This is a genomic window from Mycobacterium sp. E3198, assembly GCF_001667015.1.
Classification (GTDB): Bacteria; Actinomycetota; Actinomycetes; order Mycobacteriales; family Mycobacteriaceae; genus Mycobacterium.
In genome coordinates this window covers 79,597-106,056 of the sequence record NZ_LZIS01000059.1, presented here as the reverse complement: position 1 = coordinate 106,056, position 26,460 = coordinate 79,597, and the positions used below count along the sequence as shown (strand labels likewise).

The 26,460-nt window shown below is 61.8% G+C and carries 25 protein-coding genes; 10 read left to right on the top strand and 15 right to left on the bottom strand.

Translation table 11 applies throughout. The annotated features are described in order from the left end of the window. Positions 1 to 62: 62 nt before the first annotated feature. Genes A5673_RS07370 through A5673_RS07355 form a run of 4 tightly spaced genes read left to right on the top strand, consistent with a single transcriptional unit; the run spans position 63 to position 3,770 of the window. The gene (locus A5673_RS07370) at positions 63 to 1,199 is read left to right on the top strand and encodes an acyl-CoA dehydrogenase family protein (protein WP_068229218.1); all 1,137 of its coding nucleotides are present in this window, start codon (positions 63 to 65) and stop codon (positions 1,197 to 1,199) included. Beyond that, positions 1,196 to 2,260 (top strand): acyl-CoA dehydrogenase family protein, encoded by a 1,065-nt coding sequence (locus tag A5673_RS07365; RefSeq protein WP_068229215.1) that lies wholly within the window; start codon positions 1,196 to 1,198, stop codon positions 2,258 to 2,260. The genes A5673_RS07370 and A5673_RS07365 overlap by 4 nt, the downstream gene beginning before the upstream one ends. Then, positions 2,248 to 3,012 (top strand): alpha/beta fold hydrolase, encoded by a 765-nt coding sequence (locus A5673_RS07360; protein ID WP_068229212.1) that lies wholly within the window; start codon positions 2,248 to 2,250, stop codon positions 3,010 to 3,012. The genes A5673_RS07365 and A5673_RS07360 overlap by 13 nt, the downstream gene beginning before the upstream one ends. Then, a complete protein-coding gene (locus tag A5673_RS07355; RefSeq protein WP_068229209.1) occupies positions 3,009 to 3,770 on the top strand; it encodes an enoyl-CoA hydratase/isomerase family protein in 762 nt (253 codons plus the stop codon). The genes A5673_RS07360 and A5673_RS07355 overlap by 4 nt, the downstream gene beginning before the upstream one ends. A gap of 156 nt (positions 3,771 to 3,926) precedes the next feature. On the opposite strand, the gene A5673_RS07350 is transcribed toward A5673_RS07355, so the two are convergent. From A5673_RS07350 to A5673_RS28215, 11 genes are all read right to left on the bottom strand, one after another. Further along, positions 3,927 to 4,316 (bottom strand): hypothetical protein, encoded by a 390-nt coding sequence (locus A5673_RS07350; protein WP_068229205.1) that lies wholly within the window; start codon positions 4,314 to 4,316, stop codon positions 3,927 to 3,929. Positions 4,317 to 4,378: 62 nt separating this feature from the next. Further along, positions 4,379 to 4,711, bottom strand: a complete 333-nt coding sequence (locus tag A5673_RS28220) for an Imm63 family immunity protein (protein ID WP_082958599.1) — start codon at positions 4,709 to 4,711, stop codon at positions 4,379 to 4,381. 130 nt (positions 4,712 to 4,841) lie between these two features. Next, complete coding sequence (locus tag A5673_RS29895) at positions 4,842 to 5,654, bottom strand: hypothetical protein (RefSeq protein ID WP_231970920.1); 813 nt, start codon at positions 5,652 to 5,654, stop codon at positions 4,842 to 4,844. Next, positions 5,614 to 6,024, bottom strand: a complete 411-nt coding sequence (locus A5673_RS28980) for a hypothetical protein (RefSeq protein ID WP_156747985.1) — start codon at positions 6,022 to 6,024, stop codon at positions 5,614 to 5,616. Before A5673_RS28980 ends, A5673_RS29895 begins: the two co-directional genes overlap by 41 nt. Positions 6,025 to 6,034: 10 nt before the next feature. Beyond that, positions 6,035 to 6,460 (bottom strand): hypothetical protein, encoded by a 426-nt coding sequence (locus tag A5673_RS28975; RefSeq protein ID WP_156747983.1) that lies wholly within the window; start codon positions 6,458 to 6,460, stop codon positions 6,035 to 6,037. A gap of 2 nt (positions 6,461 to 6,462) precedes the next feature. Beyond that, entirely contained in the window at positions 6,463 to 8,310 is a 1,848-nt protein-coding gene (locus A5673_RS07335; protein ID WP_068229199.1) for a WXG100 family type VII secretion target, read from the bottom strand. Positions 8,311 to 8,319: 9 nt separating this feature from the next. Continuing rightward, positions 8,320 to 8,622 carry an RNA 2'-phosphotransferase gene (locus A5673_RS07330; protein WP_231970919.1) on the bottom strand — a complete coding sequence of 101 codons (303 nt, stop codon included), beginning with the start codon at positions 8,620 to 8,622 and terminating at the stop codon, positions 8,320 to 8,322. A 388-nt stretch (positions 8,623 to 9,010) separates the two neighbouring features. Next, complete coding sequence (locus tag A5673_RS07325; RefSeq protein ID WP_156747981.1) at positions 9,011 to 12,043, bottom strand: patatin-like phospholipase family protein; 3,033 nt, start codon at positions 12,041 to 12,043, stop codon at positions 9,011 to 9,013. A 155-nt stretch (positions 12,044 to 12,198) separates the two neighbouring features. Then, positions 12,199 to 13,392 (bottom strand): PE domain-containing protein, encoded by a 1,194-nt coding sequence (locus A5673_RS07320; protein WP_068229193.1) that lies wholly within the window; start codon positions 13,390 to 13,392, stop codon positions 12,199 to 12,201. A gap of 995 nt (positions 13,393 to 14,387) precedes the next feature. Beyond that, positions 14,388 to 14,579 (bottom strand): hypothetical protein, encoded by a 192-nt coding sequence (locus tag A5673_RS28970; RefSeq protein WP_231970918.1) that lies wholly within the window; start codon positions 14,577 to 14,579, stop codon positions 14,388 to 14,390. A gap of 249 nt (positions 14,580 to 14,828) precedes the next feature. Beyond that, complete coding sequence (locus A5673_RS28215; RefSeq protein WP_156747978.1) at positions 14,829 to 15,149, bottom strand: DUF732 domain-containing protein; 321 nt, start codon at positions 15,147 to 15,149, stop codon at positions 14,829 to 14,831. A 434-nt stretch (positions 15,150 to 15,583) separates the two neighbouring features. Here A5673_RS28215 and A5673_RS07315 point away from each other — a divergent pair, with 434 nt between their 5' ends. Both A5673_RS07315 and A5673_RS28965 read left to right on the top strand, forming a co-directional pair. Further along, entirely contained in the window at positions 15,584 to 15,814 is a 231-nt protein-coding gene (locus tag A5673_RS07315; RefSeq protein WP_068229190.1) for a helix-turn-helix domain-containing protein, read from the top strand. Between the two features lie 67 nt (positions 15,815 to 15,881). Further along, positions 15,882 to 16,343: a hypothetical protein gene (locus A5673_RS28965; RefSeq protein WP_156747976.1), complete on the top strand. Its 462-nt coding sequence runs from the start codon at positions 15,882 to 15,884 to the stop codon at positions 16,341 to 16,343. Between the two features lie 1,059 nt (positions 16,344 to 17,402). On the opposite strand, the gene A5673_RS07305 is transcribed toward A5673_RS28965, so the two are convergent. Then, positions 17,403 to 17,723 carry a nucleoside triphosphate pyrophosphohydrolase gene (locus tag A5673_RS07305; RefSeq protein ID WP_068229184.1) on the bottom strand — a complete coding sequence of 107 codons (321 nt, stop codon included), beginning with the start codon at positions 17,721 to 17,723 and terminating at the stop codon, positions 17,403 to 17,405. Continuing rightward, positions 17,705 to 18,766, bottom strand: a complete 1,062-nt coding sequence (locus A5673_RS07300; RefSeq protein ID WP_197518316.1) for an HNH endonuclease domain-containing protein — start codon at positions 18,764 to 18,766, stop codon at positions 17,705 to 17,707. Before A5673_RS07300 ends, A5673_RS07305 begins: the two co-directional genes overlap by 19 nt. Before the next feature lie 54 nt (positions 18,767 to 18,820). Here A5673_RS07300 and A5673_RS07295 point away from each other — a divergent pair, with 54 nt between their 5' ends. After that, positions 18,821 to 20,854: a serine/threonine-protein kinase PknH/PknJ gene (locus tag A5673_RS07295; protein WP_082958593.1), complete on the top strand. Its 2,034-nt coding sequence runs from the start codon at positions 18,821 to 18,823 to the stop codon at positions 20,852 to 20,854. Positions 20,855 to 20,933: 79 nt separating this feature from the next. Continuing rightward, positions 20,934 to 21,089, top strand: coding sequence for a hypothetical protein (locus tag A5673_RS28960; RefSeq protein ID WP_156747974.1), 156 nt, complete (start codon positions 20,934 to 20,936; stop codon positions 21,087 to 21,089). 29 nt (positions 21,090 to 21,118) lie between these two features. Here the strand turns inward: A5673_RS28960 and A5673_RS28955 are convergent, their stop codons facing one another. After that, a complete protein-coding gene (locus A5673_RS28955) occupies positions 21,119 to 21,997 on the bottom strand; it encodes a hypothetical protein (protein ID WP_156747972.1) in 879 nt (292 codons plus the stop codon). Between the two features lie 255 nt (positions 21,998 to 22,252). Between A5673_RS28955 and A5673_RS07290 the strand changes: the two genes are divergently transcribed. After that, positions 22,253 to 22,843: a recombinase family protein gene (locus A5673_RS07290; RefSeq protein ID WP_068229175.1), complete on the top strand. Its 591-nt coding sequence runs from the start codon at positions 22,253 to 22,255 to the stop codon at positions 22,841 to 22,843. 81 nt (positions 22,844 to 22,924) lie between these two features. Here the strand turns inward: A5673_RS07290 and A5673_RS07285 are convergent, their stop codons facing one another. Beyond that, positions 22,925 to 23,461 (bottom strand): helix-turn-helix transcriptional regulator, encoded by a 537-nt coding sequence (locus A5673_RS07285; RefSeq protein WP_231970916.1) that lies wholly within the window; start codon positions 23,459 to 23,461, stop codon positions 22,925 to 22,927. A gap of 362 nt (positions 23,462 to 23,823) precedes the next feature. Here A5673_RS07285 and A5673_RS07280 point away from each other — a divergent pair, with 362 nt between their 5' ends. After that, entirely contained in the window at positions 23,824 to 25,980 is a 2,157-nt protein-coding gene (locus A5673_RS07280; RefSeq protein WP_082958592.1) for an AAA family ATPase, read from the top strand. Positions 25,981 to 26,460 lie beyond the last annotated feature (480 nt).

The following is a 26,460-nucleotide window of genomic DNA, read 5'->3' as shown; positions in this document are numbered from 1 at the left end:
CCTGCAAGGACTGGGCGGTGGCCACTTTCGTTGCGTCGACGCGAGTGGTTAGCCTGCCAAGTATGATCACGTCGCCTGCCGCGCTCACGGCCGCAGAGCGGGATCTGCGGGAGCGGGTGCGCACCTTCCTGGCCGAGGCACTGCCCTGGGGGACGTTCGAGCCCGGCCTCGGGATGGGCGCCGAGGTCAATCCAACCTTCTCCGCCGCGCTGGCCGAGCGTGGATGGGTCGGCATGGCGGTCCCAGCACGCTATGGCGGCAGCGGCGCCACCGCCGTCGACCGCTTCGTCGTCGTCGAGGAGCTGCTGCGCTGGGGCGCGCCGGTGGGGCATCACTGGGTGGCCGACCGGCAGATCGCCCAAGTGCTGCTGCGTTATGGCACCGAGGAACAGAAGCGGTGGCTGTTGCCGCGGATCTGCCGTGGTGAATTGTGCTTCTGCATCGGCATGAGCGAGCCGGATGCCGGAAGCGACCTCGCGTCGGTGCGGACGCGCGGTGTGCGCGACACGGACGGCTGGCGAGTGTCGGGCGTCAAGGTATGGACGAGCAACGCCATGCGCGCCGACTTCATGATCGCGCTGTGCCGAACGGGCGAGGGCGAACGCCATGCCGGACTGAGCCGATTCCTGATCGATATGCGCAGCCCCGGCGTGACGGTCAAGCCAATCCCCTTCCTGGACGGCAGCACCGACCACTTCGCCGAAGTGGTCCTCGACGGCGTGGCGGTGTCGGACGAGATGGTCATCGGCGAGATCGGGCAGGGCTGGGCGCAGAACGCCAGCGAGCTGGCCTTCGAGCGCAGCGGCCCGGATCGGTGGATCTCGACGTTTCTGCTGGTTCAGGAGTTCATTCGCGAATGGCCGGACCTGGCCGCCAGTCCCGCCGGGAGTCGGCTGATCGGCGAGCTGGCGGCCCAGTACTGGGTGCTGCACCGGCTTTCGCTGGCCGTGGCCAGGGCGATCGACGCGGGCGGCACCCCCGCGGCCGAGGCGGCGCTCATCAAGGAGATGGGCACCCGGTTCGAACAAGACGTGGTGACCGCGCTGCGGGAGCTGTTGGACCGTGAGCTCATACGCGGCCCGGAGCCGTCGCTGTTCGAGCGGTTGCTGCGCCGCGCCGTGCTGGAATCGCCGTCGTTCACTATTCGCGGCGGTACCAATGAAGTGTTGCGCTCGGTCGCCGTCAAGGGGTTGTCATGAGCGACAACGAACTCTATGGCGCTGCTGTCGAGCTGTTCGCCGCACACAGCCGCTGGGAGGATGTCAGCGAAGCCGAAGCCACCGGCTGGGCCCCGAGACTCTGGAAAGCGTTGCAGCAGAGCGGGTTCAGTGATGTCCCCGTCCCAGAGGAGCTGGGCGGAGCCGGGGGCGGTGTTGCGGATGCCGTCCAGCTGTTGCGTGCCGCGGGAGCACACGCGGCTCCGGTGCCGCTGGCCGAGGCCGGGTTCGTCGGCGGTTGGCTCCTCGCATCCGCGGGTCTCGCCCTGCCGGATGGTGTTCGTACCATACTGCCCCCCTTCGCGGCGCTCCGTCTCGACGGCGACCGGCTGTTCGGTACGGTGCCCGATGTCGCGTGGGGTCACCGCGCCGAACACGTCGTCGGCCTGATCGACGGCGTCGTGGTGCTCGCGCCCGGCCCGGCCGCGCCCTCGGGCGGTCCGGCCGTCAGCCGCGCGGTCAATCTCGCCGATGAACCCCGGGACACAGTGGTTTTCGATGGTGTGCCGGTGATCGCGCACGCCGACGCACCGGACGGGCTCACCGAACAGAGGCTCTGCGAGCGCACCGCGCTGGGGCGCGCGGCGCTGATGGCCGGCGCGATAAGTGCCGTCGCGGCCATGACGTCGCGCTACAGCAACCAACGCGAGCAATTCGGCCGCCCTATCGGGCGTTTCCAGGCCGTGCAAGCCCATTTGGTCACCATCCACCAGCAGGACGCCGTGGTGTCATCGGCGATCGACGGCGCGGTCGAAGCGGTCGAGTTCGGGCGGGGTGGCTTCGAAATCGCCTGCGCCAAAATGCTTGCCGACCGGGCCGCGCAGCTGGCGACGGCGGCCGCCCACCAGACACACGGCGCCATCGGCATGACGAAGGAGTACCCGTTGCATTATCTGACCCGTCGACTGTGGGCCTGGCGCGACGAAGGCGGGGGGCATCACCGCTGGGCGGACCGGCTCGGCACGGCCTTGGTAGCCTGCGGTCCCGACGCTCTGTATCCGGCCATCCAGTGCGGATCGGAGGTGGTGGCGTGGACCGATTGAAGCGCCCAGACGGCGTCACGCTGGCTTTCCATGTGCACAACCCCCAGGCGCCGGGTGTGCCGCTTTTGCTCACGCACGGTTTCGGCGCGACCTCGGGGATGTGGGATCGCAATATCGATGCCTTGAGCGCCGATCGGCCCGTGATAGTCTGGGACCAGCGCGGCCACGGCGGCAGCGACGCACCCGAGGGCTTGGACCGCTACAGCGAGCAGATCAGCGTCGCCGACATGGCGGCGATTCTCGACGCGGCGGGTGCCGATCGCGCCGTGCTCGGCGGGATGTCGTTGGGCGGCTATCTATCTCTGGCCTTCCATCTCGCTCATCCGCAGCGGGTGGCGGCGTTGGTCCTCGTCGATACGGGGCCGGGTTATCGCAACGACGAAGCCCGCGGCAAGTGGAACGCGTGGGTGGAACGACGCGCCCGGCAACTGGAGCGGGGCGAAGCGGCGACCGACTTCTCCGCGGAAGTCGCGCAGGCGGTGCACGAGCATCCCGAGGGGCTGCCTCGCGCTGCGCGCGGTGTCATGGCTCAGAAGGACGCTCGCGTGATCACCTCGCTCGACGGCATCACGGTGCCCACGTTGGTCATCGTCGGCGCCAACGACACCGACTTTCTGGCCGGGGCCGACTACATGCACCGCCACATTCCCAACTCGCGCAAGGTCGTCATCGACGACGCGGGGCATGCGGCGAATATGGACCAGCCGCATGCGTTCAACGCCGCCGTGCGCGAACTACTGGAACAGCTATGACCGCCCCAGATGTCACGATCGAGTTCACCGGCCACGTGGCCGTCGTGGAGATTCATCGGCCGCCGAACAACTACTTTGACACCGCGTTGATCAAGGGCATCGCCGACGCCTACGAGCGACTGGACGGCGACGTCGATTGCCGGACCGTTGTGTTGTGCGCGGAGGGAAAGCACTTCTGCGCCGGTGCCGACTTTTCCCGGCCCGCCGACGATCGCGTTTCACCCGACGAGCTTTACGCTCAGGCCATCCGGTTGTTCCGCACCAGCAAGCCCGTCGTTGCCGCGGTGCACGGCGCCGCGATCGGCGGCGGACTCGGGCTTGCCCTGAGCGCAGACTTCCGAGTGGCCGCGCCGTCCTCGAGATTTGCGGCCAACTTCAGTCGCCTCGGGTTTCATCCCGGCTTCGGCATCACCGCCACGTTGCCACGTGTCGTCGGTCAGCAACGGGCACTCGAGTGGACGCTCACCGGTGAGCGTTTCGGCGGTGAAACCGCCTGCGCGGCAGGGTTGGTCGATGAATTGGCCGCCGATGGTGACGTGCGCCCGGCCGCGATTCGCTTCGCCGAACGCATCGCGGCCTCGGCTCCGTTGGCGCTGACGAGCATCCGTGCCACCATGCGCACCGGCCTCGCGGAGGCTGTCGCCGCGGCCACCGCACGCGAACTCGAAGAACAAACCCGACTACAGACGACCTCCGACTTTCGCGAAGGTGTGGCGGCAGCCGCCGAGCGCCGACCTCCGATGTTCACCGGCAGCTGACGGCCGGAATGCCGCCACCACGCTGCAGGACCTCGGGGCAATCTGGCGGAGCGGTATAAGCGGACAGCAGTCGGCGGCTCGGTCGAGACCGTCGTCGTCGAGGCCGATCGAGCGGCCATGGATCGCGACGTTTACGTCGTCGGGGACAACGAGAGACTATTCAGCATCCCTCAGCAGGGCATTGCGGGCAGCTTCAAAATGTATGCCGAACAGTGCTTTGCGCCACGCCCATACTTCGTCGGTGCCGGCCGCCAAGGGCGGTGTGCCCAAGTCATCGGTCGCATCGCTGAGGGCCAGCATGAAGCGCCACTTCTTCGAGCTGTTCATGAGGCCGTACTCGTTCGGGGCATCTAGCGGGGCGAGCATGAAGTCGACTCCGCCCTCTCGAGCAGACCAGCACATCTGAAGCTTGCAGTCAGGTCCGCGGTAGAAGACTGCCCATGCCGGACGCTCCCCATACCCGACGCTCGCGTCGACCTGATCAAGCTGAAACCCGAGGGCCGCCAAGGTTGAACCCATGTAGCGTTCCACGTCGCTGAAGCTCATCGGCTGTTATCCGACCTCACGCATCCTGGAGCTACCGATGTGCCTGGACGCGAGAGCTGGCGTCATAGGGCTTCCCCGATATCGGGAAGTAGGGAAATATCCTCGGGTTGTCGATTACGGAAAAGAGCGGCGAGCTCGCGGACGTTTCTCTTAGCCCAGTTAGCATTCAACTGCCTTAGCACCTGGTACTCGTATTTAAAGCGTTCCGCTCGGTCTCCCACCCGTTTGGCCGCTCGACTGGTAACCAGACCTTGGCAATACCAGTAGAGAACGTCATCGAGACTGCCTACCCGATCGAAACCCACCTTTCCTCGCTCGTAGAACGTGAAGTGATACGAGCCGTCGTCGGCGATGTAAATATTGAGGTCATCTTTCGTTCGGAATCCGACAGGAATGGAACGAACTCCGAGCTTTTGCGACAACCGATCGAGCTCGGCTTGTAGTTCGGCAGATCTACCGTGCAAGAAATCGTCCGTATTCGTCAAAGATGCCCTTGTCTCGCTGTTGCCTAGCTCTCGCATCAACTTAACGCGTCTGAAAAGTGTAGTAGTTGCCGATTGCTTCGAGGGCCTGCGGCGTGAGGCTGGGATGCCGTTCGCGCATCACCGCTTCGACATACTCTCCCGCGTCATTGAGGGTCATGCGATCCCAATCGGGCTCTACCCTCATTGCTTCGTTGAGGACCGACCGTACCCACTCCATCACGGCCGCCGCCGCTGGTCCAAAGCGCGAGTCGAACTCAGCACGATTGCTTGCGGGGTACCGGCTCAGGTACAAAACGACCGCTTCATTCAGGTCGACCTCATCATTCGTCGCCTCGAGTATGCCGTCGTGCGCGATTGGAAAAAATTTCTCGATCCGACGGCGCACCGATTCAAGCGACTGAGCAGTCGTCGGAAACTTTGGCGAACCAGCGTCCCTTGTATCTTCGGGAGGAACGCCTTGGCGAATGGCGAACATCGGAAGGTACTGCCACTTGCCGGAACGATCGTATAGACCAAACACATTCGCGGCATCCAGCGGGGCGATCATGCAATTGATCGAACCCTCGCGTGGCGCGTTGTAGACCTGGATCTTGCAATCCATCGAACGGAAGAAGACGACGTAGGCCTTCCGATCATAATAGACCGCATCGCCGAACTCATCTAGTTGGAATCCCAGCTGGATCAGTAGCGGCTCAACAATTGAACGGACTGCGGCGAGGAATTTCTGTGTCGTCGCCGCCCAAGTCCAGTCGATGTCACGTTGCTTACTTTTTCTTCGAAAAGCCTTTTTCTCCCGCATATCGGCACCGGATTTATTGCCTGGCGGCGAGGATGCCAGCGTGCGCCGCCTCATAGTGCTTAGCAATGCGATCGCGCACCCCTTCCAGCGGATTGGCGTAAGACTTTGCTCCAGCTATTGCAAGTCGCAGGCGTTCGTCAGATGGAATATCCGATCGTCTTGAGAACTTGCTAATGTAATGCCATTGCTTGCTTGTCAAACCAAACTCATTTGGCGCGTCAAGCGTAGCAATCATACAATTCACCTCCCCCGCCCGGGATGATTCGTAGATTTGCATCTTGCAGTCGTTTGACCGGTAATAGGTGATATGTCGTTCGATGCCGCCCTGATCAGGACTGTCGTCAACCTCATCCAAAGCGAAACCGAGCTCCGCCAGCAGGGGCCCGACGGTCGCTTGAACTTCTGCGGAAAAGTCCGACATCATTTCTGCGACCTCAGCGTCCTGCTATTATCGCTGCATGCGCCGATTCGAAGTACCGCGCTATGCGTTCTCTCTTGATCCATTCGAGCCACTTAGTAGTGGTTTCAAAGTTATCGCGCTCGTCCCGAAGCTTCCGCACTAGTTCTTCAAGCGGAAGCTTGGCTTCATCGGCGAAATCATTGAAGTAGTGCCACTTCTTCGATCGATCGTATAATCCGTGCTCATTCGGCGCATCTAATGGACCGATCATCGCGTTGATCTCGCCTTCTCGGGACGACCGGTAGATTTGTATCTTGCTATCTGGCGATCTGTAGAACACAACCGAACCTCTAGGCCCTCCTTCGTCGACATCATTGTCAATGGCATCGAGGGTGAAGCCCATGCCGGACAGGAGGGGTCCCACAATTTGTTGAACCCCCTGCGCAAAGTCGTCTTCCACGATCAATCCTTCACCCATGAAGCGCCAACGCGGTGGTACCCATATTTTGCCGCATTTTCCGTGAGAAATTCAATCTCCTTCGCGGAAAACGAGCCTTGACGTTTCAAGAGGACTTCTTCGATGGAGGAGTAATCGCCCAACACATAGTCAATGCGGGGCACGCCGTGCTCCATTTGGCTTCGAAGAAAATGCTCATTGGCTTGCCATCCAAGAGCCGTCTGATCCGTGGCGCTTAAACCATGGGTGAGGGCCTGCCAAGCGTCTCCTCCTGTGTCGTAGTAGATCCCGCCGTGAGCTCTGGCGTCCCCGATGTATCCACCGTCCTGGCCGTCCCATGCACCGAGGACGACTCGGTCCGGGTTCTCGCCAACGTAGTGCGTCGACATGTCAGCGAGCTGCTGGCTGAGCCCCGCGGTGGGTTCTCCGTGCGCGAACGCGTAATAGAGATCCTGCCCCGCCTGGTCTGCAAACGGTTGATAGACGCCGGGGTGATCCAACCCGACCGGCACATGCGGCAAATGCGTTGGGCCGTAATCGACTGCGGCGGCGGCATCGATGTCGGCCAGTCGGCCTATGCCGGCCCCTTCGCCACCGAAGAGCAATCCGGGCAGGGCGTAGGCGCCGTCGGAGGCTTTGCCTCCCAAGTAATAGGCCGGGCTCGGTGAATCAAGCGCGTTCTTGACCTCGCCGAACGCCGTGCCGACCGGGTTTACAGCCGTCTCGACGGTGCCCTTGAGCATCTGCTGCCACGACTCGAGCACACCCGGCGCGCCGGGGCCTCCGACCCCGAGGAGGTTGTGGATGCCCTGCTCGGTGGCGAACCAGCGGTCGGCGAACCCTTCGCCGAATCCCGGGGGTGGTACCGGCTTGGGCTCGGGCGGAACGTAATTCGGCATCCCGTTGTCGATCCACTGCTGGGTGCGTCCCACGATGTCGTTCAGGCGCGCCTCGACCTGCTCCGGGAGCACGCCGTCGCGGATCATGGATGGGCGGGCCATCGCCTTGAAACTCTCGATGTCAGCGGGTTTGAGCCGCGGCGGCGGGCCGGGAACCACGGGTTGATGAAGCCGGCTCAGAAGGTCCGGCAGGCTGCCCGGCTGCGGCTGGTCGCCCTGGCCGGTCCCCGGCTGCTTGTCGCTGGGCAGCAACATGTCCTGCAGCGACGGCGGTTTGCCCGTAGTGCCCGCCGCTGGAGCGGGCGCGTCCGACGGCGGCCCATTATCGGCCGCCGGGTCCGCGGGGCCGTCGGGCAACAGCATGTCCTCCAGTGATCGCGGGTGGCGTACTCCGGGCGGCTTGGGCCGGGCTTGCTGCGGCGGCGGGCCGCCGGCCGGCGGACGCCCGGCGTCCAAGGGGACCTCGCTTACCGCGGCGCGGATGGCGGCGGCCAGCTCGTGGTCGGCGGCCTCGGCGTGCGCCTTCAACAGGATCAGCCGGTCCTGCAACACCTGCTGCTGCGCGGCGAACTCCAACGTGTCGCGCCCAACCCAGGTGTCCCCCACATCTATTCGCCAGTCGGACGTGATCTTCCAGCCCTTGGCATCGGCGGCCCGCTCGATGTCGGCCAGCTCGTTCTTGCACGCGCGCACGTCCGCCTCGGCGCGTGACACCGCCGCGGCGACCTGCCTGGACTCCTGACCGTCCGCCTCGATGTCGCGGCGCGCCTTGCCCAAGTCGGCGCGAAACGCGTCACCGGCTTCCCCGTCCCAACCGCCGAGCACGTTGTGAACCTGCTGCAGGTTGTCCCCCAACCGCTGCAAAGTGCTGGCACGCCCGTTGGCCGTCTCGAACACCTGCTGTATCGCGCCGAGATCCCACCGCTTGACGTCATTCGGGGTCAACGGCCCCACGCGCCACCCCTAGTCCCGCAACGACCTGAACGCTCGCGCCGAGTCGTCCTCGTTGGTGGCATAGCTGAACATCGCCTCGGCGACGTGCGACCCCAGCCCGTCCACCCGAAGCTGGTGCTGGTCGTGGCGGATCTCCCACCGCGCCGCCAGCTCGGCCAACGCCAGTTGTGACGATCCGACCCAGCCCGGCGCGGCCCCGGCAATCCCCTCCTCGTGGCTGAGGAATTCCACGGCGGCCTGGCCGATCGCGTTGAACATGTCGTTGCTGCCGACGTGCAACGCGACGGGATCGGCCTTGAACCCATCGGTCACGATGGCCCCCCTTCGGCTACCGGCATTGCGTCCTGGATTTTAGCCCGTTCCCGGAACACGCGCCCTTCACCTTCGAGGGATCAGCCCTGCCTCACCACGGCCGCCGGCGAAGTGATGTTCCCGCTCGCCGGATCCAGGCACCCACCGCCCTTGACAGCGCCCCCCGAGTGCGCGCAGCAGTAGTCGTTGCCCTGACCCAGGTTCGTGATGCAGAACTGGTAGAACTGCTGGTTGAAGTCGGCGCGCGCGGTGGCCGGCGCTACGAACGGACTGGCTGCAAGCGCAAGTGCCGCGCCAAATAGAGTGGCACGTGCGATCGGACGGGCACCTGCGTGACCGCGATGACGTGTCGTCGGGCGGGTAGTCATTGAATTGCTCCTTCGTGTAGTCATGCCGCCGGTCGGGGCGACTCTGCGGCCACGGCGTCGTCCACCACCTGCACCGGGGGTTGGGTCGCGGGGAAGCTGCCGTCGCCGGGGACCTTCATCGCACTCACCGCGATGCTGCGGCCAACCTCCGTGTAGGCAGCGAACTGCCCCTCGGAAAACCATTGGTCGGATGTGTTGTCGTGGGGGAACTCGGCGCCGCCGTGCTCCGCGGCGTACGTCAACACCCAATCGGGCAGCTCCTGCCACAGCACGGCTTTGGCGATGATCAGCCATCCGGTTCTGGCTTCCTCCGTCTCGATCCCGGCCGCTTCGGGATAGGTGATTCTTCCCCTTGCCACAGCGCATTTGGTGATGCGGTCGTTCAGGCTGCAAAACGCGTTGTTGTCGCCGAAGTGGTCGCCGGATCCCGGGGCGAGGTTTTCCACACCGAACGGTCCGCCGTTCTCCATGATGATCTCGACGCCGAGTTCGAATTCGGCGAGCCTGATCGCTTCGGACAGACCGGACAGCAACGGAGGGCAGTCGCCGCTGCTGTCGATGCAGTAGATCAGTCGACACCGCCGACGCAGGGCCTCGACGAGGCCGAGATTCTCGTAGTGACCGCCGTCGGTGACCTGAACGAGTCGCGCATCGAACTTGTTGATCCCCAACAGCTCTCGGTAAAAGTACCCGGCTCCCCGCACCGAGGGCAGCGCCTTGGGAAACGAAGGATCGGCGGCCTTGTGTTGGGCGTTCCTCACGAAAAGCGGGTTGGGAAGCCAGGTTCCCAGCCGCGCACCGGACAGCGCCAGCAGCGACTGAATCCCCCGGCTTTCCCTTCCCATTGCCGAGGCGAACGCCGCTCCGCTCACCGCGATCGCCGCTTCTACGGTGAGGTCGCGTTGAATGCGCGGGGGTGACGCTTGGCGAAGTTCCGCGGTCTTGAGCCAGCCAAGGCACGGTCCCCCAACATAATCGGCGGTCATGACGAAGGACACGGCATTGAGGCCGGGTGCCGGCCGAATGTCACCGTCAGAGACGGCGGCGGCCGCGGCAAACACGAACTTCGGACCACCCGTCTGCGCCTTGCCGTACTGGTCAAGCCACGTCGACTCGCTGGGCTCGTACTCCACGGCCTTCCCGCCGAGGCGGCGGACGGCGAACGCGTGCGCCAATCGTTGCCGATAGAAAGGGTGCAGGCTCAGCGAGGTCACGTCGAAGCTACTGAGCAGCAGCGCAAGCAGCGCGATCCCACCCAGGTACAGCCACTGAATGTCCGACGTCAAGGGCTGGCGGCTGCGGCCCGGATTGAGGATCGCCTCATTGATCTCCATGTTGAAGACGTGGCCGGCGACGATGCCGAGCAGTAGCAGCCACGCGATCAGCAGCACGCCCAGCGTCAAGACGACCAAGGCAATGCGCACGACTCCCGACGGAACGAATTTCAGCCACCGCGAGGGATTTACCGGGCTGTCCTTCTTCGACGTCATCGACAGAAGTGTCGTCGAGTACTGCAGGCCGACCACCGCCGCGATACCGCCAACCGCGCCGATGGGCCCCTTGTCCGGTCGCTGCAAACACAGCCACATCAGCGCGGGCCCGGCGACGCTGAGACCGAACACCAGCAAAGCCAGCAACGCGGCCCTGCGACCCAACCAGCCGAACCTGTCTTGCCACGCGGTGCTCCGCCGCGACGTGGAGGCCCACTCGCAGATCAGACCTCCAATGACGCAGAAAACCACTGCGGCAACGGGAATCGCGATCGCCGCAAACGCGGCCACCGGCCGGGCATGAAGCGCTTCGATATCCACTCGCGGGTGCGCACCAGGGTTGAGCGGCGATGCCCCTTCCCTATAGGGGACCACGGCCTTGAACGGAAAATAGTTGACGAATATGCCCAGCAGCCAGCCCAGAATGACGGCCGACGACGCCACGATCAGCAGTGATGCCACCAGATTCTTGAAAACCTCGGCGAGCGCCCGCAATAACGCGAGCGGCGAATCGGCGAGGTAGTCGCACCGGCGGCGCAACGAGTCGAATTCGACTGAGCCCGGGCTGAAGCGCTCAGACAGCCGCGCAATCGCGCCACCGCCTCGGCCGTCGCGGGCTGGCTCACGTTGAACGCCGAGCACCCGCGCCCCGGCGCTGAACCCGCCCCCGGACACCGAGATCACATAGTCGAAATCGTCAAGCGCCGGCGCCGCCGGCCATGCGTCCGTGACGGCGCCCCGCTGGCCGGCGAGCTGCTGCATCGCACCCATTGCCACACAGGCAGAGCGGATTCCGCCGCCGGACAGGCACAGCGCCGTTGGGGTCGGCGAGGAGCCGTCACGGTGTTTGCCGCCCTCGGGTTCGCCGTCGGGGATGTAATAAGCCCGGCGCCAGGCCGCCTCGACGTCACCCTCCGTCGGCTCGAGCGCCGGCGCCGGCAACGCGTCGTCCCACCAGTTCCGGCCGCCGTGTCGTCGGCGGTACCTGCGCAGGCACAAGTGCGACAGGGCCACCCGGATCACCGAGAAAACAGCTGCCGGTATCGCCGTCACGGCGACGATGAGCGCGCACCATTTTACGGTTGCCACAGCGGCGGGCGCATAAATCCAGAATGCGTTGGGCACTCGGCTGAGTAACCCGCCCGGCGTGCGGTTCAGCACGCAGTAAATCAACGCGTCCTCGAGTATGTGTGCGGCCGTGGCGACTCCCGCCGCAGCAAGGATGTAACAGCTCAGCTTCTTGCCCGATTCGGAGAACGCCAGAAACCTGAAGACCGCCGCACAGGTGATGAGCGCCAGGCAATAACCGGGGATCACCCAGTGGTCGAAGTGCAGGGCGTCGCTCAGCGCCTGCGCCACGAAGGGAGGTATGCCCTTCAAGAGGAACTCTGGATTCTTGCTGAAGACCACCGTAAACAGGTATTCCGCGTCGGCCTTGCTCCAATACGCGGCGAAGAGGTAGGCGCCCACGCCGATCAAGATGGCGCATGCGGAGGCGGACCACCAACGAAATCGTCTCGGCACGATACCGCGTGGGGTCACCGCCGCGGTCATGATGACCACACCAATCCCTTTGTGGCGCGCAGGTTTTTCGACTCTTGGGCGTCCATGACAACCCCTTCGCATCGCGAAACGACGGTATTGCGTTGTCCCGCTCGTCAGATTCCGCCGCGGCTGCCGGGCCAGCTAGAGTAGTCGACTACTTGACGTTCGTCGCGTCAGTGCGCGATGCCGAGTTCCTGGTCGATCTGCGCCCAGTATCGAGGGCCGGTCGGGGTGAGCAGAATCCAGTCGTGAACTTGGCCCTGCGCCAGAACGAAGCCCATCGGGGCCCCCTGCGTGATGGCTTCTTGCTGGAGGGCAAGCGCCTCGGGGAAGAGCGAATCCAGCGAGCCCGAATAGACATACGTCGGCGGAAGCCCGCTGAGCGACCCGTACAGCGGACTCACCTCGGGGTTGGTCAGGGAAAGTCCGTTCGCCCACACGTTGCCGATCTGCCCCCCGGACCGCGCCAAGTCCAGCCAGGGCGACAGCAGAACCATTGCCCCCGGTACGCCAGAAGGGTTGTTGGCCACCAGGTATTCGGCGGCCGCCAATGCGAGGTTGCCGCCCGCGGAGTCACCGATCACGCTGACGTGGGAGGTCCCGTAGAGGCCGACCTCCTGGGCAATGAAGCCGGCCATGGTGGGGACCACCGTGCCGGCGGTGCCGCCCTGCTGCAGCAGCGGATAGATCGGCACCTCGATGGTCGCGCCGGTCTGATACGCCATCACCGTGTAATCCAGCCAGTGGAAGATCGACGGCGGCAAGATGAACGCGCCTCCGTGAATGGCCACTACGTAGTCCCCGTTGGGATGGGCCGGCGTGATCTGCACGACGGGCATCCCGTTATAGGTGGTGTGCTGCACCGTCTCCCCGAACAGCAACGGCAACAACCGCGGCGGTGTGTTGCTCCCAACGAGACCGAGTAGCGGATTGTCGCCGGTCAGCAGAGCCAGTAGCGGCGAATGTGGGTCGGCAAACAGGACATCGAATTCCTGGGTGATCCCGGCCGCCAGCGTCGTGGGGATCTGCTGAACTTCCTGCTGAACACCGAGCACCGCCTGCTCGAGGGCGGCCAGCGGTGACGCGTTGGCCGCCTCGGCGCCGGCATACGCACCGGCCGCGCCGGTCAAGGCCTGCACAAACCACTGTTGATAAGCCGCCGCCTGTGAGCCAAGCGCTTGAAAGCCCTGGCCGTGGGCGGAGAACAACGCGGCGATCTCTACGGAGATCTCGTCCTCGGCTGCGGCTAACACCCCGGTGGTGGCCTGCGCCACGCCTTGGTTTGCCTTCGTGACCTCCGAGCCGATCGAGGCCACGTTCGTGGCCGCGGCGGACATCATTTCGGGCAACGCAAGAACATACGACATCGCGCACTCCCAATACCCATCGCCGAATAGCCAGAGCCTATGCCCGCCGCGCTGAGCAGCGTAGGAGTTTGCAAGGACAAGCTAAGTGGAGCTGCCGGGAATCGAAACCGAGCATCTACTGGGCAAAACCCCTGCTGACCAGCAGGTCCATTCCATCTCATTCCCTTTCGTTCCGGTTGGTTTCCAGCGGATTCGTCCTGGAGGGTTGACGGCGTCAACTACCCGTCGAGCAGGAGCAAGTCATGCGCCAAGAGTCAGAAGCGCGACCCGTTTGTGTCCTCGGAGCAGTGGGCCCTCAGTTTGCGGGAAGCCCTAGAGAATGCACGAATGGCATCCGTGGTCCTGCGACTGTCAACTCTGTTCGTTGCACGGGCGGCAATGATGCCGTGGTAATCCTGTGGTGAGGATGTAGGGGTCGGTCGGTCAAGGGTAGGGGGAAAGCCCGGAGATCATCAAACGTGGCTCTGAGCACGTCTAGGCGGGCGGGAATGAGGGTCCTTTACGTGTAGGCAGCTACACACAGCCGGCGAAGGCTGCCTCTCAATTCCTGCATCGTCGTAAACCAGTTGTTCCTATAGCAGCAGAACGCTATCTCTTTGATTGTCTCCACATCGAAGCGTCTGTAGCCTCCTGTGGTTCGGCAGGGCTGCAGCACAGTACCGTCAGGCAAAGTGAATTTCCTATTGCGAAGACGCTGATCCAACCAAGAATATGAGCGCCCAAGAATAACCGCTGCTTCCCTGGCCGAGAAGGTGGCCTCAAGGGCAGTCGACATGAATCCTCCTGACGTACCTACACATTTCGGTGGGAAAGTCTCACAATCCCAGTACACGATCAGAGCCCAGGACGAATTGAGTACTTACAACTGTGATCTGCGAATTTGTGTCTCAAAGTTCCCAGAACCCTCGCAAAAAACCGATCCAAAGTACGCCGACCTTGCCGAGGGTCATTATTTGGCGCGTGCCGAGGTAAGCTCAGGACTTCTTCCTCATCGCTCAGCCTGTCGGCGTCAGAGGCCAGTGATAGATGCGAGCCGCTCCGGCGCACACCACGACGATGTCGGCATCGTGGAATGAAAGATTCCAGGCCTGCTTAGCTGCGGGGACCAGTTCATTCGCGTTATGCCCGGCATCCATCTGGGCCTCGACGACTCTCCCCATTTGGGCCACTAGGTCGGGATCGCTCACTGCCCAAGGAACAGAGTTCTGCACGCAAACAAGGTAGCTACCGGGATTGGCGTTAGCCGGAGGGGCAGAGATGACAGCTCCTGTCACACCCAGGGCCATGATGGCGGTGCTTACTGCTCTCTTCATCACCAATGACTCCTAGACGAAGATACTGATAATGGCCGCACCCAAGCCCCTCCCCTGGAAAAGGGTCGGAGAGTTCCCCTGCGAGTGGCACGCCACTTCGGAGGACCGACGCTGCGCCATCGTCTAGTAGATGTCATTTCGATGCCAAGGACAGATATCCCTTACGGCAATAGCTGCGAGTCGACCAGCAGTAAAGGGCAGGATTCCAGGATTGGCTTGAACAAACCGCTGCAGCACGACACTAAACTGCGCCCCATTGTCAAGCTGGTTACAGATCCACACGCCCTGAGCGGCCAGACCCGAGTCTCCGCTAGTAAAGTTCGAAACTCCCAGCTCTCCATGAACATCTTCGATAAAATCGTTGACATCGGCGTGGGCCATAGCGTTGATGTTGACCACCAGGGCACCGCCAGCAAGGACGCTAATCAACGCCAACTTCCTCACGAAATCAGCCCAGCTGTGCAGCAAACACGCTGGAGCACCCGTCCGCCCAGGCAGCACGATCGGGTGGGTTCTCTTGGCTTAGTCCCTGGCGGCATATCACAACTACTTGGTCTGTTCCAAATCCCGGAATGGTTCGGGGTGGTCGTCCCAACTGCTTGATTGCGTCGAATGCCCACTGCTCGCCGTGGACGTAGCTCTGCCAGCACGGGGTATAAACGACTTGCGGATTTGTCACCGCGTTGCAGTTGGCTGGCACGGCGTGGGCCGAGGGGGCCGACATCATGCCGATCGTCATTGCCGCCGGGACCGCCAGGAGTAATGCGTTCGCCCGTCTACAACTTTGCTGGAGCATCGGTGCATGACTCCTGGCTTATTGGATGAACGCTCGAATATCCTAAATTGGGATATTAGCAGGCCCACGGTGCGCTGGCTGGGTGGAGAAATCCATCTACTCGGCGGAGTACCAGCAGCTGTGCACCTTGCTGCGGCAGCTGCGCCGAGAAGCTGGACTCACCCAGGCGCGGGTCGCTGAGCGGTTAGACGTACCCCAGTCGTTCGTCAGCAAGTATGAGTCAGGTGAACGCCGCCTGGATGTAATCGAACTCCGCCACGTAGCCGAGGCAATCGGCACAACCCTTGAGATCGTGGTCTCGCGTTTGGACTGATCTCAGTCGCCACCCTGGTCGTTCGATCTGCTGCGGGTAGAGACACCGGCTCATTACCCTCAGACCCATGAAGCGGATCGCGTTTGTGGTCGCTGTCGTTATCGCATTAGGTTTCGTCGGGTTACCGGCGGCTAACGCTGACCAACGTGTCAGGACCGAGTCTGGCAAGGTTCGCTGCGACGTCCAGCCGGACAGGGTGGGTTGCCAATACCTTCCGGGATTCGCGCAAGCCCCGGTTGATCCACCTCCCCGTTGTCCCCCTCCGCCCGGCACATACTTGCGCTGCGGCGGTGAGGCTATTCACTGGGACATCGCAAACGTCACGTCAGGCGGAGCGTTCTCCTGGATGAACGGGAACATCGCCGCTGGCGGCAGTGCCAGCCCTCAGAACGACATCGTTCTTAACTACGGCCAGGCCTATAACGTGCTGGGCTGGACAATCCTCCCGAACAGCGACGGCACCCGCTTCACCAACGACGGCACTGGGCACGGCATGTTTGTCAGCATCGACAACGTTGCGCCTTTCTGATCAAGGTGTGGATTATGAGACTTGCTGCGCTGCAAGCTATCCCGCCATCGACGCTCATTGCTGCAGGCCTGATTGCTGCACCGGTAGCAGGCGCATACCCCTCGGGATCGTGTGCCCGTACCGACATAGGAACACTCGTCCCGGAAGCTCATGCCTACACGCTGTGCACAAGCGTCGGCTGGATTCACGTCAACGAGCCGGTCAGACCGGACCCAAGTGGGGACTGCGCCCATTTAGGAACAGTCGGCCCGAACGGCGGGACGACCTACACCATCTGCACAAACCTGGGCTGGGTCGACGTAAACCGGCCAGTCTGCGCCGATTTTCCAGCTTGGTTCGATTGCGCTGGCAACCCTAAAAACTAGGAAGTGCGCTCCTCGCCCGGCTTCCCTCTACTCGGCTTGCGGCATCCCTCTTCGTAGGGTCCCTGCCTAGGCGACGTCCTAACCGCTACTGGACGTAATATCACATGCCGATATCCCGAGCCGGGAATTCGTTCGCGCAGCAGCACGGGCTAACCATTTCATTTACGCATGAGAAGGTGCAGAATCTGCATCCGTACGGCCCGAAAGGAGCACCGAACTATGAAGAATGTCATCGCTGCGGCCTGTATCGGAGCAGTGCTCATTACGGCCACTGTGGTGGCAGCTGAAACCGCCTCGGCTGATCCCGGCCAGAACTGCAGGACCGAGTGGAACACTATGTATAACGTGCCCATCGGGGTCCGCACGACCTGCTTCAATCCCGACGGTAGCTATCGTGTGTGCACATCCCTCGGGACGGACGGTAAAGGACCGGGGACGTGCTGGGACTACCCGGCCCCCCCTCAAATGGGAGGGCAGCCGACCTTCACCCCGCCCGTGCCGGGGATGCCGCCTCCGCCGCCGCCACCACAATAACCGTCAAGCACAAAGGCCGAGCACTAAAAGAGCCGACCCCGTCCATTCCGGTGGCGACCTAGTCACCTCGCCGACCGTTGGCGCTGGGAGGCTTGAGGTAGGCGGGCAGCGCGGCCCGGTAACGGAAGGAGATCCTGCGACATAAATCCGTCGGAGGACATCAACCGGGGATCGTGGTAAACCGCCCCCGCAGTGCAGCTTTCGCCTCCACGACGTCGAAGACCTCCTGTTGCCCAACGCCGCCCACCGACATTGGTGCGGAGATCACCTCCGTGAGGTCGGCCAGTTCTTGCACCAGACACTCTCGGTCCTTGAACGCTTCCCCGACCTCGCGTGCTTCCTCACAGAGCTTGGCGACCAGAGCGCCCACCAACTCGGTACCCGATAAATATCGCACTTCCGGGTGCCTGCCGGATTTCCGGATGATTTCGGGTATCAAGTCGCGGACCAGTTTTCCCTCGGTCACCTCGGTGGCCGCCAATCCGCACGAGCGTGCTCGGTGGCGCGGGTCTGGACGGAGCGCAGGAATTGCAGCCGTGCCTCGGGTGTGGCTCCCGTAGCGGCGATGATCGATTCCCTTAAGGGGTGGTGACTGTTGATGAGTTGCTCATTGCGCTGCCAAAGCCTTTCGAGGAAATCGCCGTGAGGGAGCCGGTCAAACTTCCCGGATGGGCCCCGGTTACACACGGCACAGGCTAGAACCAAGTTCCAGACGTCATCAAGGTCAACGAAAACTCCTCGGCTCATCAGCATGTGGGGGAAGTAGTGGTCGACATCGGCAGAGTAGTCAAGGCCCAGAAGGGGTGTAATCGTGGTGCCGCAATAGAAACATGTACTGGCTTGGTAGCCGCTGAGTCCCGGACGAACCCAAGTGATGGAGCGGCGATGTCCGAGCATGCCACGCACGATCATCTCACTTGGCCGGTCATACTCTACGACAAGCGTTTTCCCGGTAGAGCGGCGTTCGTCCCAGGCGCTCTCGACGAGCTGCCAACGAGATTCAGCCTCCGCATCGAGGGGATCTCTTGTGGTCCCGTCGGAAGCCAGCGTCAGTAGCTCGTCCGTGAACCGGATTCCCCGCAAGGACTGATGCCGTTCGTCGACGAAAAAGCGGGTTCCGACATCGGCTCTGTCAACGACGTGGAAGGCGTCGATGACGTTGTTGAAGCCCAGCAAGGCTGTCGTCTCCACCAGTTCGGTCTGGGTGATTCTGCCCGCGTTGAAGTGTCGGCAGGCATCCAGGAAACGGCTACCCGAGGACGTCGACTGGGTATCGACTTCCTTCAGATGAGCGCACAGCTCCCGGCTGAACGGGACAGCAAGGTCTTCTAGAGCGGCTTCGGTGACACCCGCCTGGGCCAGCTCCAGTACCGATTTGGCGAGCGCAAACTTGTAGGACGCAACGTTGGCTCCCCGCAGAACGATGCTTCGAAAGTCTGCTGACGGGGTGGTCGTGTCCACGCCGGTGACGGTACTCAATCTCAGTGACAACTGACCGCCAATTTCTTCCTTCAGCTTTCGCACCGGGAGCCTCGGCTTAGGGTTACCCGGAGCGAACAGTTGCCATGGAGGGATGACTTGGACGGAACGCCATTCGGGAGGTACCGCCTTATCGAGCTGTTGGGTCGTGGCGGGATGGGCGAGGTATGGCGTGCACACGACACCGTTATCGATCGGACGGTGGCAATCAAGATGCTGCTCCCGCATTTCGCCCAGGACAGAACGTTCGAGCAGAGGTTCCGCCGGGAGGCGCGTGCAGCCGCCCGCCTGGACGAACCGCACGTCGTTCCCCTCTATGACGTCGGTGAGATCGACGGACGCCTTTATGTGGCGATGCGCCTCATCAATGGTCAGGACTTGTCCACCCTTCTCGACGACGGACCCCTAGGCCCTGAGCGGGCGGTTCGGATCATCGAGCAGATCGGCTCAGCGCTGCAGGCTGCTCACCAGGTCGGCCTGGTGCATCGAGATGTCAAGCCGTCCAACATCCTCATCACGCAAGACGACTTCGCCTACCTCATAGATTTCGGGATCGCTCGCGCCGCCGGCGAGACTGCCATAACGTCCATGGGAGCGACCATCGGCACTTGGTCCTACATGGCTCCCGAGCGCTTTAGCGGCGGGGAGATAGAACCAAGCTCCGACATCTATGCCTTGGCATGCGTGCTCTACCAATCGCTCACCGGCCAGCCTCCGTTCCCCGGCACCACCCTGGAACAGGTGGCAATGGCGCATATGACCGCCCCGCCTCCAAAGCCTTCCGCACGGCGTCACGGGATCCCCATGGCAATGGATGATGTGATCGCCACTGGCCTGGCGAAGGATCCCCGGCAGCGATACTCGAGACCGAAAGATTTGGCACAGGCGGCCCGGAGGGCGCTCAACCAAGCCCAGGCTGACACCATCATGGCCGACACCAAAGAAGCCCCTACCCCGGCTCGGATGCAACCACCGTGGCGACGACCAGTATTCCTAGCGGTCTTCTTTGCCATACTTTTGGTTGCTTCAGTCGGCGTAGTCAAGGCTGCAATGCGGCGACCACAGCATGACCTAGCAGCGAACAGCGCCACCACTACGGCGGCGTCCGCTGCGTCACCAATCACTTTCGAGAGCATGCGAGACTTTGTCGCTAACTACTACGCCGACCTTCCAGCCCGTCCCACGGATGCGTGGGCAAAACTCGATACCCACTGTCAGACCCAAACCGGACAGCGTGAGTTCCTAGACTTTTGGGCCTCAATACAATCGGTGACGCTTCTTTCGGTTAGCCCGCGCGACACGACCAGCGTGGTCGCCAAGCTCAAGTACGTTCGGCGCGACGGCGCGTCCGATACCGAAGATCGTTGGCTCAAGATGGTCTCGGTGAATGGTGTACTGCTGCTTGACGAATCGGGGCGGGTCGGGTCAGCTACTGCGTCATCGACACCGCCACCGCAACCGTTATTCTTGCCGAAGGCAATCGATCAAGTGTTGCTGACCGCTGACCAGCTGAGCAAGCTGCTGGGAGTGCCCGTCTCCGGCGACCCCGCTGGCGGCGGGGCAGGTGGACTTGCTATGAACTCCTCCTCTTATGGAACATCCGATCATTCGGGCCAGGTCAGACCTCCGTCGTGTGTCGGAGTGGCCTTCACCGGCGAGCACGATGTCTACAGCAAAACAGAATTGGAGGCAATCAAGACCCAGACGTTCTCCCAGATGTATGGGCCAGGAATGCGCGGACCCGAACTGCTTCAACAGACAGCCGCCGTTTTTCCGTCCGCCGATCAGGCTCAGGCGTTCCTCGCGAGTTCTCAAACCCAATGGGAGGCTTGCAGTCACGAGACGGTTGGCGTAACGCTCGGCTATGAAAACGCACGGGGGTTCACCTTGGGTAAGGTCCAAAACGACGGAACCCTGATGACCGTCTCGATGGGATCGCCGCCCGGTGAGAACGGTGCAGACGCTTGCCAGCAGGCACTGGGCGTGCGCAAGAACGTAGTTGTTGAAGCCCGCACTTGCCAGGGCCCCGGCCCCAACGCGACTGCCAACCCCGGCTATCCCGGCGATCCGGCTTGGGCAACCGCCGATGCCGAACGGGTAGCCAAAGCGATGTGGGCAAACGTTCAACCGTGAAACCTGCAGTGGTGGCGCTTGTTTCGAAGACACGGTCGCTGGAGTTTCCAGTCCGACAGATCAGGGAAGGAGCAGCACGATGAACAAAGCACTCAGCGAAGCCCTCGACTTGTACAGAGAGACCAGGAACGAACTCTTCCAACATGAGAACGATGTGGCAGCACTGTTGAAGGTCGTGATCGCCGCCGACAACCTGGTCGAGGCACTTGAACATGAGGATTCGACGAAGTGTTGACCGCTCTAAATGGGCAAGCGAGCATTCAGCTACGTTGAGTCACGCCAAATCGCTTTGCTTGGGCGCTCAGAGTTCCTTTCGGCGTAGTCGCTAAAGGCTGCTTTGATCACGACGGCGAGGTCACGCCAAGAACTCGGGCGATAAGTTTCGAGCACAGTGAGCATGATTGTCTCCCTATGGTGGGTTAGCGCGTAGGCCTGGGCTACATCGCCTAGATCCTCTGCTCGGCTCACTTCTGGCCAGTCGAACTCGCACTGGTCACGAAGTCGATCTAACGCATAAACGAGTTCGCGAGCGTGCCCGAATATCTCCCAAAAATGGACGTCTCTGAACAGCGGTGTCTCACGCGGGTACATGCCCTTCTCGCCAACCAACTCCCACCATGGGTTTACATGCAACGCCCTGCTATGGCCTTTGTAGTCGCTGGTCGCCCACGAGTTCTCCTTATACTTAACGCCCTTATTGTGTAAGCGTCCTCGAACTTTCTGCGGGGAGAACTTCCGATTGTCATCAGGCGGCATGCCCAACCAGGCGTCAACCAGCTTAATATCCGTCGAAAACATCAATACCAGGTCCGTTGCCTCAAGAACGTCCCTCATCGCATCAACAGCGATAGATAGGTAACCTGAGAAGCCCGCCTCAAGTGCCGCTTCGAAATCTCGCGCAGTGCGCATGACCAGCCTGGATAGTGCTTGTTCTCTCCGGTTCGGGCCGAACGCAGCAGCGACAGAGTCCAGGTGCATGAGCAGCTGGTTCAGTCCGCGAAGCCGTACACTTCCTGGCTTCCAAACCGCAGCCGCCTGCTGCCGACGTAGCGCAGCCTCCAAGAGTGGACCAGCAACACGAGGATGTCGCTTTGATAGGTCGACCCGCCAGTTTGCGAGTTCGGCATCGTTAAGTTCCGACATCGGAGAATTCTCGCACCTAAACCGTCGCGGGTTCGGGGCCGAGTGGCCCACGTTAGTCGCCGCAAGCCGAAGCCGCTCCCACCGCTCGATGTCTTAGCCCTTGGTTTGCCAGAAACGTCGCCGCCCGGCGTCTCAGAAAAGACCACATTTGAGACACCGGGTAGACGGTCCGAACCCGCACCTGTTCGCCAAGGTCGAGCTGTCTCAAAAGTTCGTCTCGGAAATAACCATCTCGAATCTGCGATTCCAATACTTATGAGTCACACCCCAAATGTCATTGGACACACGGTGGGTCAGCGGATCGGCTATACCCGCGTCTCGACCGTCGCCCAGACCCTCGATCAGCAGAACCAAGCCCTTGAAGCGGCAGGCGTCACGAAGACCTTCTCCGACGCCCTGTCCGGAGCGCGTGATGACCGTCCGGGCTTGGCCGAGTTGATGGCTTATGTCCGGGAGGGCGACACCATCGTGGTGTGGAAACTTGACCGCTTAGGTCGCAATACTTTGCACATCCTGGAGACCGTCAAGGCCCTTACCGAGCGTGGCATCACCCTGGTGTCGGTCACCGACGGCATCGACTCGTCCACTCCTGCAGGCCGCATGATGATCGGTGTTCTCGGGTCCCTGGCCGAGTACGAGCGAGAGTTGATCAAAGAACGTACTGCGTTGAAACGCGAAGCATCTCGCGTTAACGGAACCAAGTTCGGACGCCCCCGAAAGGTCGGCGACGCCGAGCACATCACCACTGCCAAGCGGATGAAATCCGATGGCCACACGGGCAAGGCGATCGCCAAGTACCTCGGCGTCAGTAGGGCGACCTTGTACAGATACCTCGCCACCGGTTGACTAATGCGAGGAGTGGGCCATTCGCAGTAGGTCGGACGACGCCCCCGCTGGCTTGGTCGGGCCGCCTTCGTCAATCAGCTTCTAGGGATCGACTGCGGGGAACCGCCAGATATCCCGTAGTTCGTCGGCTATATGCGTGTACTCGTTCACGCGGATTAGGAGATCTTCGTCGTCCTTCGTTCTTTCTCGGAAGGCCCAGCCGCCCCTGCTGCTCACCCCGGGAATCGGGGGGATGTTGGGGTTGAACTCCACGACCAAGTCGTTTTCCCGCAGCTTGCGGTAGAAGCTGCGGAGTCGTTGGAGCTTGTCTTCGGACATTCCCACGCCACCAGTGACCACGTACTCCCCGTGGTCCCGGAGCCTTTTGAATGGAGAGGTGTTGCCCATCTTTACCGGGACCCTGAACGGGAAGCGTTGAAGCACCGACTCTCTCGGAGTCAACCTACCGCCGTAGGTGTGCTTGATCCAGGACACGTGTTGTCGGGTGACGCCGTATTGCCTCGCGATCTCTGACTGCGACAGTCCCCTGTTCTTGAGGGCTTCGACGATGGCAAGGGTAAGCCTCTCTTTACCGTCTCCAGTCCTGCCCTCATCTTCAGGCTGTGCGCTCAGAACCACCGCCTAGTCTCCTCCGCAATCGAACGTCCAGAGGCTGACCAACATATCCTCAAACTCCGGTCAGTAGGGCTATAGCCAACTAACGACTAAGCGAATCCATATCTTTCAGCAGAGCCCCACCTGCGATGTCATGCCGACCGCGAAGTGATGAGGAGAACTCCGACTAGCCCTATGACACTAGGAAATCGCACTGCGCGACTTGCGCCAACCTGATGCCTAGGGTCCATGCCGCGCCCGGGCCTCGGATCTTTAGAAACGGCACCCACTCGCCGGATGCAAAAGCGTCATGGACCGCCGACGGTAGCTTCTCGCACTCGACTGTTTGTTTAACTAGATAGCAATTATCGAGGAAGGCAGCAGCCATGAGCATTACTCCTGTGCCGCCAGAGGTACGCGACGAGATGCGCCGATGGTTAAACGAGGACCCGACCAACATGGGCTATGTCGCCAGGGGTGAAAAAATCGGTGTCCGGGGCGAAGAAATCCCTGCCCGTCAGGTCGTCTACTACGAGCGGGACATCGCCCAGATTCTTGGCGAACCGACCAAGCATCCTTGGCGCGCATCTCAACAACTTCCGAGGCTACGCCACATGCGCGCCACCGAAGGCATCTCGACTGCGCTGGCCGCCTACCTTGACCAGGAGATACCTCAGTTGGGCGAATTGGCAGCAGACCTTCACGGCGATGCAGGGGATAACTGGCCGTATCAGGTGGATCAGGTGATAAAGCGTTCGACCCTCCACGATCGCTTCGGTGGTAGTCGTCAAAGCGGCATCTCGCCATGCCGAATGTCGCCCAACATACTGATCTTCACCGACAAGGCGTCCGGCAGCCCGCATGGCTATGTCTTCGACGGCTGGGTAGACGACGGCGACGAGAAAGTGTTCCTCTACACCGGCGAGGGCCAGCGGGGAGACCAGGAACTAGTTCGCGGTAATGCGGCAATACTTAATCATCGACAAGACGGGCGAGCGATAAGGCTGTTCGAAGGGGCGGGCGGTAGCAATGTCCGTTACGTGGGCCGCTTCGCCGTGGATGACATAGAGCCGTACATCGAGCGGGAGGCCCCTGATACGGGCGGAAGCACCTTGCGCAAGGTGCTGGTTTTCCGCCTGAGGGAAACTCCGGATCGTGGCAGCGATGAGCTGTTCGACGATGCCTGGGAGCAACTGCGCACCTACCTCACGGAGGCGCACGGATGGGAGTCATTGGTCGAGCAGAAGCGGTATCAACTGGACAGCATCACTGACACAGCTATCAACTACACGCGGCTAAGCACCGAAAAACCGGATTCGATTACCAGACAGGAGCTTCACAACATATGGAACATGGTTCGTGCGTCTGGGGCAGAAGGGCACGCCCCGTCGACTTCCTCACACGGAAGTCTCCTGGCTGTGTTGCCGAACATTGAGTATGACGCCCGCGATCTGTTCTACGTCAACCCGGCGTCACACCCATTGGGCCAGCCCCGTCACCACGTACGAGAGCAAGACGAGTTGACGCTGGATCTGATCCGCGAGGCTGCTGACAAAGCAAACCTGAAGCTGAATGACGAGATCTACACGCAACTTCTCGCCGCCCTCGCTAGTGACAAACACGTCATCTTGACTGGCCCACCCGGCACCGCAAAAACCACATTGGCTCAGGCGGTTGCTGAAGCTGCGCAGAAGGCCGGACTGTGCACTGGTTTCATGCCCACGACCGCGACGGCAGATTGGACTACCTACGAGACCATCGGAGGACTGCGCCCGCGAGGTACCGACAAGCTTGAGTTCGAAGAGGGGCACTTCCTCCAAGCAATACGGAAGAACCATTGGCTGCTCATCGACGAGCTGAACCGCTCACAATTTGATCGAGCATTCGGCCAACTGTTCACAGTGCTATCTGGACAGCCGGTAGTGCTGCCGTACTCCCGTCCAGAGGCCAACGGCAAGCCGTTGGTTCTGCTTCCGCCCAGAGCCCAGAGCCCAATCGCTGATGGCGATGTCCTCAACATTCCAAAGTCCTGGCGCATCATCGCCACGATGAACGTCTTCGACAAGTCGCTGTTATTCGAGATGTCGTTCGCGCTCATGCGCCGGTTCGCCTTCATCGAAGTGGCATCGCCGCCCCCGGAGATCTTCGAAGAGCTGATCGATGACAGCGCTCAGGGCGAAGCCAAGGCCGCATCACTGGCGAAGCGACTACTCGTCTTGCGCGACATCAAGGATCTCGGCCCGGCAGTGTTTATGGACCTCACCAAGTACCTTCGTGAGCGGATCTCCCTGCAGCAAGCCGAGGATGGTCAGCTGATGTTCGAGGCCTTCTATAGCTATCTTCTGCCGCAGTTCGAAGGTATCGATGAGCCGACAGGTGAGAAGCTGTACAAGATTATGCGCCGCTTAGTCGGCACTGCGGAACGCAAGGATCGTCTTGGCCAAACACTCAACACCGTGCTGGGCTTGGAGTCATTGAGTCCTCCTGGAAAGCAACCAGAGCAAGAAAACGAAGACGATACCTTCGATCTTCCAGAGCCATGAAGACCCGAACGTGGGATCGCTCGAGGGTGATCTTGCGCCTCCGCGAGGATATCTGGCGCTATGTCACGCCTGATTCTGCGCAGTACCGTCCAGGAGGCGAGGAGCTTCTGCTTCGTGCAGGTGCATTGCTACAGATGCCCACGGCGGAAGTTCGGTATCTGGCACAACTCGACTTCATCCTGAGCGAACCAGTCCGAGAGCTTCTCGAGCAAATGCCATCGTTGATCAGAAGGCTCACGCCAACAACCGCATCCGAAGTGGAAGTGAGTAGCCAGCGAATCCGAGGCTCCATACGATGGAGCGAGACTTACGCCCAGCGAGCTGCGACTGGAGCGCCAAACTTGTTCGTCACAACGCCCACTCGCCGAGCGTTCAACACACCTGAAAACCAAGTGCTGACTTTCGCGTTGTTCTCTATCGCCGAGTTTGGCAGGCGCACCGGCTGGCATCGAGGAGCTAGCACGGGGCCACCAAGGCTCA